The organism is Candidatus Aquiluna sp. IMCC13023 (assembly GCF_000257665.1).
GTDB lineage: Bacteria > Actinomycetota > Actinomycetes > Actinomycetales > Microbacteriaceae > Aquiluna.
The window spans coordinates 244,018-257,583 of the sequence record NZ_AJKR01000002.1 but is presented as its reverse complement, the minus strand read 5'-3'; the positions used below and the strand labels follow the sequence as shown (position 1 = coordinate 257,583).

General features: G+C 52.4%; 7 protein-coding genes. All 7 read right to left on the bottom strand.

Features of this window, described 5'->3' with window-relative positions; genetic code table 11:
* Positions 1-195 precede the first annotated feature (195 nt).
* The 7 genes from IMCC13023_RS02175 to rpoB all read right to left on the bottom strand — a co-directional run bounded on the left by IMCC13023_RS02175 (position 196) and on the right by rpoB (position 13,486).
* Positions 196-1,071: a pirin family protein gene (locus IMCC13023_RS02175; RefSeq protein ID WP_050816708.1), complete on the bottom strand. Its 876-nt coding sequence runs from the start codon at positions 1,069-1,071 to the stop codon at positions 196-198.
* Between the two features lie 81 nt (positions 1,072-1,152).
* Positions 1,153-2,343: an elongation factor Tu gene (gene tuf / locus IMCC13023_RS02170; RefSeq protein ID WP_007540765.1), complete on the bottom strand. Its 1,191-nt coding sequence runs from the start codon at positions 2,341-2,343 to the stop codon at positions 1,153-1,155.
* Positions 2,344-2,445: 102 nt separating this feature from the next.
* The gene (gene fusA, locus IMCC13023_RS02165) at positions 2,446-4,548 is read right to left on the bottom strand and encodes an elongation factor G (protein WP_007540763.1); all 2,103 of its coding nucleotides are present in this window, start codon (positions 4,546-4,548) and stop codon (positions 2,446-2,448) included.
* A gap of 84 nt (positions 4,549-4,632) precedes the next feature.
* Positions 4,633-5,103, bottom strand: coding sequence for a 30S ribosomal protein S7 (gene rpsG / locus IMCC13023_RS02160; protein ID WP_040324824.1), 471 nt, complete (start codon positions 5,101-5,103; stop codon positions 4,633-4,635).
* Positions 5,103-5,474: a 30S ribosomal protein S12 gene (rpsL, locus tag IMCC13023_RS02155; protein WP_007540759.1), complete on the bottom strand. Its 372-nt coding sequence runs from the start codon at positions 5,472-5,474 to the stop codon at positions 5,103-5,105. The genes rpsG and rpsL overlap by 1 nt, the downstream gene beginning before the upstream one ends.
* A gap of 174 nt (positions 5,475-5,648) precedes the next feature.
* Positions 5,649-9,827 carry a DNA-directed RNA polymerase subunit beta' gene (gene rpoC / locus IMCC13023_RS02150; RefSeq protein WP_040324823.1) on the bottom strand — a complete coding sequence of 1,393 codons (4,179 nt, stop codon included), beginning with the start codon at positions 9,825-9,827 and terminating at the stop codon, positions 5,649-5,651.
* Between the two features lie 35 nt (positions 9,828-9,862).
* Entirely contained in the window at positions 9,863-13,486 is a 3,624-nt protein-coding gene (gene rpoB, locus IMCC13023_RS02145) for a DNA-directed RNA polymerase subunit beta (RefSeq protein ID WP_007540755.1), read from the bottom strand.
* Between the last annotated feature and the right edge of the window lie 80 nt (positions 13,487-13,566).

Sequence of the window (13,566 nt, the reverse complement as noted above, 5' to 3'; positions counted from 1 at the left end):
TTTGTTGGCTCTTAGCTGCGGAAGGCCCAGTTACCTGTGCACAAATCCTGCAGTGGTTCACGCACAAGGCGCAAATACTCACGAACTCGTCAATCTTGCCACAGTTCGGGGGGTCGGTGCAAGTTAAATCACCTAAAGAATCAACGAAACCCACAGCGGGCATGTTTAACGAGGTAAAAATGACTTTTGGCTGCTTTATCTGGGTTTCAGGTGGATGTTTGGCAGATCCGGTGCCGGTATCCAGCCGCCTATTTGATCCTCAAATGAACCAAACCTGGCTTCTCGTTTGTTCCACTGCGATCTGGCCAGTGCGATTTCCTCGTGAGTGCGCCCGATAAAGTTCCACCACATCAGAATTTTCTCTTGGAACGGCTCTCCACCCAAAAGCATGATCGTCGCAGTTTTTGAAACAGTAACCTCGAGCTCGGCCTTGCCAGCTTCAAAGTAGTGAAGCGATGAGGTCTCCATCCTATGGCCGGCGACCGTCACATCTCCTGCTACCAACATCAACCCATGCTCCATCGCTACACCCACGGGCAGCTTGTGTGCGCCGGGCTCAAGCACTAGCTCGACGCCCATCAATGGAGTGAATGTTGTCGCATTGGCAGCACGGCCCATGAACTCTCCGACCAATACCGTGGCCCTAAGGCCCTCCATCAAGATACGGGGCAGTTGATCGATGTGCTCAAAGAATGGATCTATGTCTAAAGATTCCTCCGGAAGAGCAACCCAGAGCTGAACACCGTGAAACCACTTGGCGCCCTCGATCGATAGCTCGCTATGCGAAATACCCTTGCCGGCTGTCATCAGGTTCACTTGACCCGGGGTGATCACCTGGACTGACCCGACGCTGTCGCGGTGCTCAATCCGCCCCTCAAATAGCCAGGTTACTGTTTGCAATCCGGAATGCGGGTGAGCAGCAACGACCATCGGTTCACTTTGCTCGGTAGGACCAAAGTGATCTACAAAACACCAGGCACCGATGGTCTTAAGCCTTGCGTGCGGGATGGTTCTGCTGATTTCAATACTCGTGCGGGTGGTGAGCTTCACTCGGCGAGGTTCTATGCGCATCTATTAAGCCTAAGCACTTTGTGATCACGTTAAACACAAAACCCCCCGGTTTCCCGAGGGGTTTTGTAAAGGTTTCTATTACTACTTGGTGACCTTTGTGACGGTACCGGCACCTACTGTGCGGCCACCCTCACGGATCGCGAAACGTAGTCCCTCTTCCATCGCGATTGGCTGGATTAGTTCCACGCCCATCTCGGTGGTGTCGCCAGGCATAACCATTTCGGTACCAGCTGGCAAGGTGATAACACCAGTTACGTCAGTGGTACGGAAGTAGAACTGCGGACGGTAGTTCGCGTAGAACGGGTTGTGACGGCCACCCTCATCCTTAGCAAGGATGTAGACGTTGGCGTCAAAGTTGGTGTGAGGAGTGATCGAACCTGGCTTACATACAACCTGGCCGCGCTCTACGTCCTCGCGCTTGGTTCCACGCAATAGAAGTCCAACGTTCTCGCCGGCCTCTGCGTAGTCAAGTAGCTTGCGGAACATTTCAATTCCGGTAACTGTGGTCTTCTGCTTGTCGCGGATTCCAACGATTTCGACTTCGTCGTTCACGTTGACAGTTCCGCGCTCGACCTTACCGGTGATAACGGTTCCACGACCAGTGATAGTGAACACGTCCTCAACAGGCATTAGGAATGCCTTGTCGATGTCGCGCTTTGGCTCTGGAATGTTCTCGTCACAAGCCTTGATTAGCTCGTAAACCTTCTCGGCCCAAACTGGGTCACCCTCGAGGGCCTTCAGTGCTGAAACCTGGACAACTGGTGCGTCGTCGCCTGGGAACTCGTACTTGGAAAGAAGTTCGCGAACCTCGACCTCTACAAGCTCCAGAATCTCGGAGTCGTCAACCATGTCGGATTTGTTTAGTGCGACAACGATGTAAGGAACTCCAACCTGACGAGCAAGAAGCACGTGCTCCTTGGTCTGAGGCATCGGTCCATCAGTTGCAGCAACAACCAAGATTGCGCCGTCCATCTGGGCAGCTCCGGTAATCATGTTCTTGATGTAGTCAGCGTGACCCGGTGCGTCTACGTGAGCGTAGTGACGCGCATCGGTCTGGTACTCAACGTGTGAGATGTTGATAGTAATACCGCGCTGCTTCTCCTCTGGGGAGTTGTCAATCTGATCGAACGCATAGCTGTCGTTCAGATCAGGGAACTTGTCGTGTAGAACTTTAGTAATTGCCGCAGTCAGAGTGGTCTTACCGTGGTCGACGTGACCAATGGTTCCGATGTTGACGTGCGGCTTTGTGCGCTCGAATTTCGCCTTAGCCATTTTGGGTCCTCCTGATGGATCCGTAGTAAATCATCGACCGGTGGGCCGACTCTGATTGGGTTTTACAGAATTTCTATCTTAGTCAAGTTTAAGTAGTTTTTACTACTCGCCCTTGGCCTTCTGTACGATTTCGTCAGCAACTGCCTTCGGAACTTCTGCGTAAGTGTCGAACGTCATTGAGTAGACGGCTCGACCAGAAGTCTTCGAACGGAGGTCACCAACGTAACCAAACATCTCCGAAAGTGGCACTAGGGCGCGAATAACTTTCACACCGGTAGCCTCTTCCATCGACTGTATCTGCCCGCGTCGTGAGTTTATGTCTCCGATTACGTCTCCCATATATTCTTCTGGGGTACGAACTTCGACTGCCATCAACGGCTCGAGTAGAACTGGGTCTGCCAATCGAGCAGCCTCTTTAAAGACCATCGATCCGGCAAGCTTAAACGCCATTTCTGACGAGTCAACATCGTGGTAAGCACCATCTAGCAAGGTGGCCTTTACTCCAACGACGGGGTATCCAGCTAGTACACCGGACTGCATTGCGTCCTTCATGCCGGCGTCAACCGACGGGATGTACTCGCGTGGCACGCGACCACCGGTTACGGCGTCTACGAATTCATAAATCGTGTCACCCTCAACAACTAGAGGCTCAAGCTTGATTTGCACCTTGGCAAACTGACCAGAACCACCGGTCTGCTTCTTGTGGGTGTAGTCATGCTTTAGAACGACACGACGGATTGTCTCGCGGTAAGCAACCTGTGGCTTACCCACGTTGGCCTCAACACCGAACTCACGACGCATGCGGTCAACCAAGATATCCAAGTGCAGCTCGCCCATTCCAGAAATAATCGTCTGGCCAGTGTCGATGTCGTTCACAACACGGAATGTTGGGTCTTCTTCGGCAAGCTTCTGAATAGCAATTCCAAGCTTTTCCTGGTCAGACTTTGTCTTTGGCTCGATGGCCACGGAGATAACTGGCTCCGGGAAAGTCATCGACTCAAGCACAATCTGGTTGTCCGTATCACACAAAGTATCACCGGTAGTGGTGTCCTTCAGGCCAATGGCTGCGTAGATGTGACCAGCGGTAACACCGCTGATAGGAATTTCCTTGTTGGCGTGCATCTGGAAAACTTTTCCGATGCGCTCCTTGCGTCCCTTTGTCGAGTTCGCAACAGCGTCGCCGGCGTTAGCCTTTCCGGAGTAAACCCGGATGTAGGTCAAGCGACCAAAGAATGGGTGAGTAACAACCTTGAACGCAAGAGCCGCAAAAGGCTCATTGACGTCAGGCTTGCGAGTTATTCGCTTCTCCTCGTCGCGAGGATCTCCACCCTCAACGCTTGCAACGTCAAGTGGGGATGGAAGATAGTCCAAGACAGCATCCAGCATCGGCTGAACACCCTTGTTCTTGAAAGCAGAACCGCAGAGAATCGGGTAAGCAGCGCTTGTAACGGTCAGCTTACGAATTGCCTCTTTGATTTCGGCAACAGTCATCTCTGTGCCGTTGAAGTACTTCTCCATTAGTTCGTCAGAAGTATCGGCAACAGCCTCAATTAGCTGAGCGCGGTACTCGTCGGCCTTGGCCTGCATGTCAGCTGGGATCGGCTCGATTTCGTACTTCGCGCCCATCTCGACATCTCCGCGCCAGGTTAGAGCGCGCATTTCAACAAGGTCGATTACACCTTCGAAGTCATTCTCTGCTCCGATTGGAAGCTGGATAACCAACGGCTTAGCACCTAATCGATCAATAATGGTCTTCACGGTGTAGTAAAAATCAGCACCCAGCTTGTCCATCTTGTTTACAAAACAAATGCGAGGAACGCTGTACTTGTCAGCCTGACGCCAAACGGTCTCGGACTGAGGCTCAACACCCTCTTTACCATCGAACACAGCAACGGCACCGTCTAGGACGCGCAATGAACGCTCGACCTCAACTGTGAAGTCAACGTGACCCGGGGTGTCGATGATGTTGATCTGGTTGTCTTTCCAGAAACAGGTTGTCGCGGCAGAGGTGATGGTGATTCCACGCTCTTGCTCTTGCTCCATCCAGTCCATCTGCGATGCACCGTCGTGAGTTTCACCGATCTTGTGAGTGATGCCTGTGTAGAACAGGATTCGCTCAGTCGCGGTTGTCTTACCGGCGTCAATGTGCGCCATGATGCCGATGTTACGAACCTTGTTCAGGTCAGTGAGCACGTCTTGTGCCACGGTTGCCTCCGAAGAAATTTATTGACTAGGGGTTTGGTGCTTGTGCCACCGAGGATCAAGATCCTCAATGCCAGTTTTTGGTGTTTACCAGCGGTAGTGAGCGAAGGCCTTGTTGGCCTCAGCCATCTTGTGAGTGTCTTCGCGACGCTTCACAGCAGCACCAAGGCCGTTAGAAGCATCAAGAATTTCATTCATCAAGCGCTCGGTCATGGTCTTTTCACGACGCTGCTTAGCGAACTGAACCAACCAACGCATAGCCAAGGTGTTAGCACGGTGGCTCTTAACCTCGATTGGCACCTGGTAAGTCGAGCCACCAACACGGCGAGAACGAACCTCGACTGTTGGGCGAACGTTATCCAAAGCCTTCTTTAGAAGAACAACTGGGTCGTCGCCGGTCTTGACGTTGGTGCCCTCTAGAGCACCGTAAACGATTTTCTCTGCGATTGACTTCTTGCCGTCAAGCAGAATTTTGTTGACTAGTTGCGAAACAACTGGAGAACCGTAAACCGGATCCATAGCGACTGGGCGCTTAGCTACTGGGCCTTTACGAGGCATTACTTACCCTTCTTTGCGCCGTAGAGGCTACGAGCCTGCTTACGGTCTTTTACTGCCTGAGTATCCAGAGCACCACGAATGATCTTGTAACGAACACCTGGAAGGTCCTTAACACGACCACCACGGATAAGCACCATCGAGTGCTCCTGAAGGTTGTGACCTTCGCCCGGAATGTACGCGGTTACCTCGGTACCGTTTGACAGCTTGACACGTGCCACCTTACGAAGCGCAGAGTTCGGCTTCTTTGGGGTGGTGGTGTACACACGGGTGCATACACCGCGCTGCTGCGGGTTAGCCTTTAGGGCTGGAGCCTTGGTCTTGGTGACCTTTGGGCTGCGTCCCTTGCGAACCAACTGCTGAATTGTTGGCACTTGTTCTCCTCGTTCATTAATCTTTGGCGCGCCAGAACGGCGCTTTATAACCAAAGGTTTTGGCCGTGATCTCGAACATTCACGAGAGCTGGCCTGATACATGCAGTTGCATGACCAGCCCTAAGCATACCCGTAGCCCGTGAGAACGGTCAAATGGTTTTTTAGTTGTCTTGGTTACTTCTCATCGATTGCAAATGGATCAGAAACACTCAGGCTGAGCTCCTGCGAGTCCAGATCGGTTGGGTCGTAACCCTGGTCCGACCAGATTCGGTTTGGATAGCGCTCGGCTTTCGCCTCTTCTGTTCCATCTACTTCGAAGTTGCGGTAAGTCAATAGTCCAGTTCCGGCTGGAATTAGCTTTCCGATGATCACGTTTTCCTTGAGGCCAACAAGCCTGTCCTCACGGCGATCTAGCGCCGCTTGGGTTAGGACTCGAGTGGTTTCCTGGAAGGATGCGGCCGATAGCCAAGACTGAGCAGCAAGTGAAGCACGGGTCATACCCATTACCTCTTGACGAGCACTGGCTGGACGATTGCCCTGCGCAACTGCTTCGCGGTTCTTGCCTGCAAAGCTCTGGCGATCAATAATCTCACCCGGAAGCATGTTGGTGTCTCCAGAATCGATTACGGTCACCTTGTTCAACATCTGACGAACAATTACCTCGAGGTGCTTGTCGTGCAAAGGAACACCCTGTGAACCATAGATGGCCTGAACACCGCGAATGATTTCCGCAGCCGCTTCACGCGAACCACGAATCATCAAAACCTCGTGTGGAATTGGAGTTCCATCAACCAGGTAGTCTCCGGCGTCAACCATGTCACCCTTTTGAACCACTAGGTCGCCAACTGAGGCAACTACAGTGATTGGAAGGTAAGGACTTAGCTTCTTGAAGGTTTTGGATGCAGTACGGCTGAAGCTGTACTGAGTCGCAAGCGCCTCGGCTTCCTTCTCGGCCTTTTCACCCTGTGGGCGAACGTATACCTCGAAGCTCTTGGTTCCGGTTAGGGAAACCTTCTCGACGATGTCCACCTGACCGGCCCAGAATGCCATAACAGCAACCTTGCCGGCTTGACGCCAACCAACTCGAGCTTCTAGAAGGTCAGTAACACCGTTTAGGCCCTGTGTGATGTCATAGGAAATCAGACGCTCAACACGAACCTTCTGGCCACCAATCGACTTCAGAATGGTCTGCTTCTTGGCGCTCGATGCAGCTCCACCGGTGTGGAAGGTACGCATTGTTAGCTGAGTACCAGGCTCACCGATTGACTGAGCAGCGATGATTCCAATTGCCTCACCAATAGTTACCTTTTGGTTTGTGGCCAATGAAACACCGTAGCAAGCCGCGCATATACCGCTTTCAGCCTCACAGGTTAGAACGGAGCGAACAGTTATTGTCTCGACTCCGGCTTCCTTGATTCGTCTTGCCGCAGAGTGGTCAATGTTTACACCGGCAGGAAGAAGAACAGTCTTTCCCTGCTTGATGTCAACAAGATTCGTACGACCAACGATCGAAAGCTCAACCTGCTCTTGATCTAGAAGATCCTTGTCCAGACCCTTGGTGGTTCCACAGTCCTCAATCTGAATGATGACATCCTGTGCAACGTCGACCAAACGACGGGTTAGGTAACCCGCGGCAGCAGTCTTCATGGCGGTGTCAGCGTTACCCTTACGAGCACCAGTTGCGTTAATGAAGTACTCGTGAGGGGTTAGACCCAAGAGGTAGTTACCCTTCACTGGCATCGGAGCAAAGTCACCTGATGAAGTTGCAACCGGTCCACGCATACCCATGATGGAACGAATCTGCAGCCAGTTACCCCTGGCACCAGATGTCACCATCTTGTAGATCGCGTTGTCAGTCGGGATAGATTCGCGCAGTAGCTGCTCGATTTCGCCGGTCTCCTTGAACCAAAGTGCTCCAAGCTCGTCACGGCGCTCAAGGTCAGACTTCAGACCGTTGTCGAACGCTTCCTGAATCTTGGTGTGAGCCTTCTCGGCCTTCAGAATCCTGGAAGCGCGCTCCTTATCGAAGGTGCCCTTCGGATCAAAGTTGGCATCGGAGATAGCCATCGAGACACCGGCACGGGTTGCCCAGTGGAATCCAGCATCCTTCAATGCGTCAAGAGAAAGCGCAACTTCGGTGCGGCTGAACAGCTCAACCAAGTCAGATACGATCTGGCCCAGTTCCTTCTTGCCGACCTGCATCTCCACGAATGGGTATGAAAGAGGAAGCGTCTCGTTGAACAGCGCACGACCGAATGTGGTCTCTCGCAATTCACCCTCGATACGAATACGAACCTTGGCACCTAGATCAAGTCCACCAATGTCAAAGGCCATCTGGGCCTCTCCCATTGAGGTGAAAGCTAGCCCCTCACCTGTACCGCCAGGAACTTCAGCGGTTAGGTGGAAGAGCCCAATGATCATGTCCTGGGTAGGAGTAGCAACCGGACGTCCGTCCGATGGCTTCAAAATGTTGTTCGAAGCAAGCATCAAGATGCGAGCCTCGGCCTGAGCCTCAACTGACAAAGGAAGGTGAACAGCCATCTGGTCACCGTCGAAGTCGGCGTTGAAAGCAGCACAAACAAGCGGGTGAAGCTGAATAGCCTTACCCTCAACTAGTTGTGGCTCGAATGCCTGGATTCCCAAACGGTGCAAGGTAGGCGCACGGTTGAGTAGCACTGGACGCTCGCGAATTACTTCCTCGAGAACTCCCCAAACCTGTGGGCGGCTTCTCTCAACCATGCGCTTAGCGCTCTTGATGTTCTGGGCGAGGCCCATGTCAACAAGACGCTTCATTACATATGGCTTGAATAGCTCAAGGGCCATCAGCTTTGGAAGTCCACACTGGTGAAGCTTCAACTGCGGTCCAACCACAATTACGGAACGACCGGAGTAGTCAACTCGCTTACCCAGAAGGTTCTGGCGGAAACGACCCTGCTTACCCTTAAGAAGATCAGACAGTGACTTCAGTGCACGGTTACCGGTTCCGGTAACAGCTCGACCACGGCGACCGTTGTCAAACAGCGCGTCAACGGCTTCCTGAAGCATGCGCTTCTCATTGTTCAAGATGGTCTTTGGAACCGCACCTAGATCAACGAATCGCTTTAGACGGTTGTTACGGTTGATCACCCTGCGGTAAAGGTCGTTTAGATCGCTGGTCGCGAAGCGGCCACCGTCTAGCTGAACCATTGGGCGAATCTCCGGAGGTAGTACCGGAAGAACCGATAGCACCATGGAAGTTGGAGGAGTACCGGACTGAGCAAAGCTGTTTACAACCTTCAGGCGCTTGATGGCCTGGGTCTGCTTTGAGCCCTTGGTGGTTGCAATCTCAGCACGCAATTCTGCAGCTGCGCCCTCGAGATCGAATGCAGCCAATACCTGCAATACTGCCTCGGCACCGATTGAAGTTATTACGTAGTCGGAGAAGTAGTAATCGAAGTAGTCAAAGACCACGTCGTTTGGCATTAGCTGGCCTACTTCAGCCGTCAGGAACATACGCCATGCCAACTGCTCCTTGTGGAGGTTTGCTGGACGCTCTAGACGTGCGTACTCGCGGACAATCTTGTCCACCTTCTTTTTGATGTCGGCAATCAATTTCTTGATCTTCTTGGCCTCATCGGTGGTGCGAACAACAGTGTCGTCCTGCTCTTCATCAGTGTCCTGCGCTAAAGCACGGGCGGACCAGAATGCATCTGCATCCTTTTCCTCTGCGTCAATTAGCTGCTCAAGGCTCTTGGAGAACTGCTTCTCGATCCAACGAGGTGCCTCCCAGAACTTGTTGGAAATCTGCATTACCAAGCCAAGTTCGCGCATTGCTGCGATTTCTTCGCCAGCTGCAGCCTCAAACTCTTCGTCACGAGCATCAATTAGAGCGCGAATACGAGTTACGTACTCGTCACGGACTAGGTCATACTCTGCGGTTCGCATCTCGTGGTCAATATCCATGACACGGTAAGCGGCAAAGTAAATGATCTTCTCTAGGTCTTTTGGTGCCATGTTCAATAGGTAACCCAAGCGCGATGGAACACCCTTGAAGTACCAGATGTGAGTTACAGGAGCGGCTAGCTCGATGTGACCCATGCGCTCACGACGAACCGAGGACTTTGTTACCTCTACGCCACAACGCTCACAGACAATTCCCTTGAAGCGAACTCGCTTGTACTTACCGCAAGAGCACTCCCAGTCCTTGGTTGGACCAAAGATTTTCTCGCAGAAGAGGCCGTCTTTTTCCGGCTTTAGGGTTCGGTAGTTGATGGTCTCAGGCTTCTTGACTTCACCTGATGACCAAGAGCGGATTTCCTCCGAGGTGGCAAGACCTACCCGAAGAGCACTGAAGTTTTCTACTTTCACAGACATATGTTTATTTCCTTCTGAAAATTCGAGATTCGGAATTACTGGTAGGTGTTGAAGTCGGAGTCAGATGACAACTGCTCGTTGCGGCTCAGGTTGATGCCCAGTTCCTCAGCGGCGCGGTCGTTTTCAAACGCCTCGTCCTTCAGAACAACAACTTGGCCCTTGTTGTCGATTACCTCGACGTTTAGGCCCAGTGACTGCATTTCCTTTGCGAGTACTCGGAAGGATTCCGGAATACCAGGTGCCTGAATGTTCTCGCCCTTAACGATTGCCTCGTAGGTTCGAACACGGCCGGCGATGTCGTCCGACTTGATAGTCAGTAGCTCCTGGAGTGTGTGTGCTGCGCCATAAGCCTGCAGTGCCCAAACTTCCATCTCACCAAATCGCTGTCCACCGAACTGAGCCTTACCACCAAGTGGTTGCTGAGTAATCATGGAGTAAGGACCGGTGGAACGAGCGTGAATCTTGTCATCAACCAAGTGGTGCAGCTTCAACATGTACTTCACGCCAACAGCAATTGGCATTGGGTATGGCTCGCCGGAGCGACCATCGAAGAGGTTGGCTTTACCACTGCCATCGATTAGGCGGTTGCCGTCACGGTTTGGCAAGGTGTGATCCAGAAGACCGGCAACCTGGTTCTTGGTTGCACCGTCGAATACCGGGGTCGCTACCTTAGTTCCAGCTGGGGACTTGAAGAGGTCCTTAGACATCTCATCTGCCCACTTAGCAACTCCGGAAACATCCCAGCCCTGGCGGCAAACCCAACCAAGGTGTGATTCCAGAACCTGACCGAAGTTCATTCGACCAGGAATACCCAATGGGTTCAATACGATGTCAACCGGAGTTCCGTCTTCCATGAACGGCATGTCCTCGACAGGCAAGATTTTGGCGATAACACCCTTGTTGCCGTGGCGGCCAGCAAGCTTGTCACCCTCGGTGATCTTTCGCTTCTGGGCGATGTAAACAACTACGCGCTTGTTCACGCCGGCACCAAGCTCGTCGCCCTCTTCAGCGTCAAATACCTTGACGCCAATGATGGTTCCCTGCTCACCGTGTGGCACCTTCAAAGAGGTGTCGCGAACTTCACGAGATTTCTCGTTGAATATCGCACGCAATAGTCGCTCCTCAGCTGAAAGCTCAGTCTCACCCTTAGGCGTGACCTTTCCAACCAGGATGTCTCCCGGGCGAACTTCGGCTCCGATGCGGATAATTCCACTCTCATCTAGCTGAGCAAGTGCTTCAACCGAGATGTTTGGAAGGTCAGAAGTGATCTCTTCAGCACCAAGCTTGGTGTCTCTGGCATCAACTTCGTACTCTTCGATGTGGATTGAGGAAAGAGTGTCGTTCTTGACTAGCTCCTGGCTCAGGATGATGGCGTCCTCAAAGTTGTAACCTTCCCACGGCATGAATGCCACGAGCAGGTTCTTTCCAAGCGCTAGCTCACCATTCTCGGTGGATGGACCGTCAGCCAGAACATCGCCCTTTTCAACCCGCTGGCCGATTTGGATAATCGCCTTCTGGTTGATTGCGGTGCCCTGGTTCGAGCGGTCAAACTTGCGAAGTGTGTAGTTTGAGCGCGAACCATCGTCGTTCATAACGACTATCTGGTCAGCATCGATTTCTTCTACGACACCGGCCAGCTCATTGATCAGAACAGCACCGGAGTCAATCGCCGCTAGGCGCTCCATACCGGTTCCAACAAATGGGCTTTCTGCCTCTAGAAGAGGAACAGCCTGACGTTGCATGTTCGCACCCATCAACGCACGTGACGAGTCATCGTGCTCAAGGAATGGAATCAACGAGGTTGATACTGAAGCTAGCTGTCGAGGGGAAATGTCGATGTAATCGACGTCCTCGGCTGCAACCTCAACCATGTCTCCACGGAAGCGAGCAAAGGCACGTGGTCCAACCAATGTGCCATCAGCATTCAAAGGAGTATCAGCTCCGGCGATAACCTTGCCCTCTTCGGCAGAGGCGTCAAGGTAATCGACCTTCTTGCCGACCTTGTTGTCCTTCACCAAACGGTAGGGAGTTTCAATGAAGCCAAAAGCGTTGATCTTGCTAAAAGCGGTTAGTGAACCGATAAGACCAATGTTCGGGCCTTCCGGAGTCTCAACAGGACACATACGTCCGTAGTGAGAAGGGTGAACGTCACGAACCTCCATTTGGGCACGCTCACGAGCGATACCTCCCGGTCCAAGTGCTGACAAGCGACGCTTGTGAGCAAGACCGGCCAATGGGTTGTTCTGGTCCATAAACTGCGAAAGCTGGCTGGCACCAAAGAACTCTTTGATTGCCGAAACAACTGGTCGCAGGTTAATAAGTGTCTGCGGGGTGATCGCTTCGATGTCCTGCGTGGACATACGCTCGCGAACAACTCGCTCCATGCGGCTTAGGCCGATTCGAACCTGGTTCTGAATCAACTCACCAACCGAACGAATACGACGGTTCGAGAAATCGTCGATGTCATCCGAGCTAACAACTAGGTTGACCTTCTTGCCAGCCATCTTCACATTGAACTCAGCACGCTGAGTGTTTGAAGAAACGTTATTGGCCAAGGTCAAATCGAACAGCAACAGGTACTTCAATGTTGCAACGATGTCCTCGTTGGTCAAAGTTGTGGTGTCTGCAGCCTGGTTGATGTTCAGTTTGCGGTTTAGCTTGTGGCGACCCACGCGAGCCAAGTTGTAACGCTTGCCCTCGAAGTAGGTTGAACGCAACCAAGCCTCGGCAACTTCAGCACCGGCAGCTTCGCCGCGTACCTTGCGGTAAACCTCGCGAAGTGCGTCTTCCTTTGTAAGGATTCCGTTTGGGAAAACCTTTGACTCGTCATATTCAAGGGTGCGCTCGATGATGTCATCGTCGTAGCTAATACCCAGCGGGCTTGCAAGTGCTGCAGCCTTGATGTCTGAGAACTCAGCGCGAATTTCTTCCTTGGAAAAACCAAGAGCCTTCAAGAAGATTGTTGCCGAAACCTTGGTCTTGCGGTCAACCTGCACCTGCAAGATCGGCTTACCGAACCTAGCGGCCGGCTTACGCTCGTCCTTGACCCACTCGGTCAAAAACTCCAGGTAAGAACCACGGCTTGGGATGATCTGGGCCTTGTTGTTGCGAACGTCAAGGTTTCCAGTGGTGTTGGTCGACACCGAGAAGTAAACACCTGGGGAACGGACTAGCTGAGAAACAACAACTCGCTCGGTTCCGTTAATAATGAACGTGCCCTTGCCGGTCATAACTGGGAAGTCACCCATGAACACGGTCTGGCTCTTGATTTCACCGGTCAAGTAGTTGGTGAACTCGGCCTTGATATAAAGCGGCTTTGTGTAGCTCTTTCCCTTTTCCTTGCACTGATCAGGAGTGTAGGTCGGATCAAACAGGATTGGCTCTGAGAAGGAGAGCCCCATTTTCGCATCTTGAGCAGCGTTTGAGCTGTCCTCAATTGGGCTGATTTCTTCAAAGACCTCGTCTAGACCGGTCCTTGCATCCTTGCCAGCGATGTCACGCCATGCAGGGTTGCCGACCAACTGATCAAAGCTCTCCGTCTGAAGGGAGAGTAGATCTGGTATCTCGATCGGGTCTGGGTGCTTTGCAAATGTCGGACGCATTGCTTGGCGAGAGTTTTTTGCGGACTTGATTGAACTAGCGTTTTTCGCAGCAGCCAAAGTTAATACCCCTAGGGTTCTCGTAATTTAGGCGGAAATCTGCATTCCTAAACCAATGACGCCAAAATATGCATCACGCC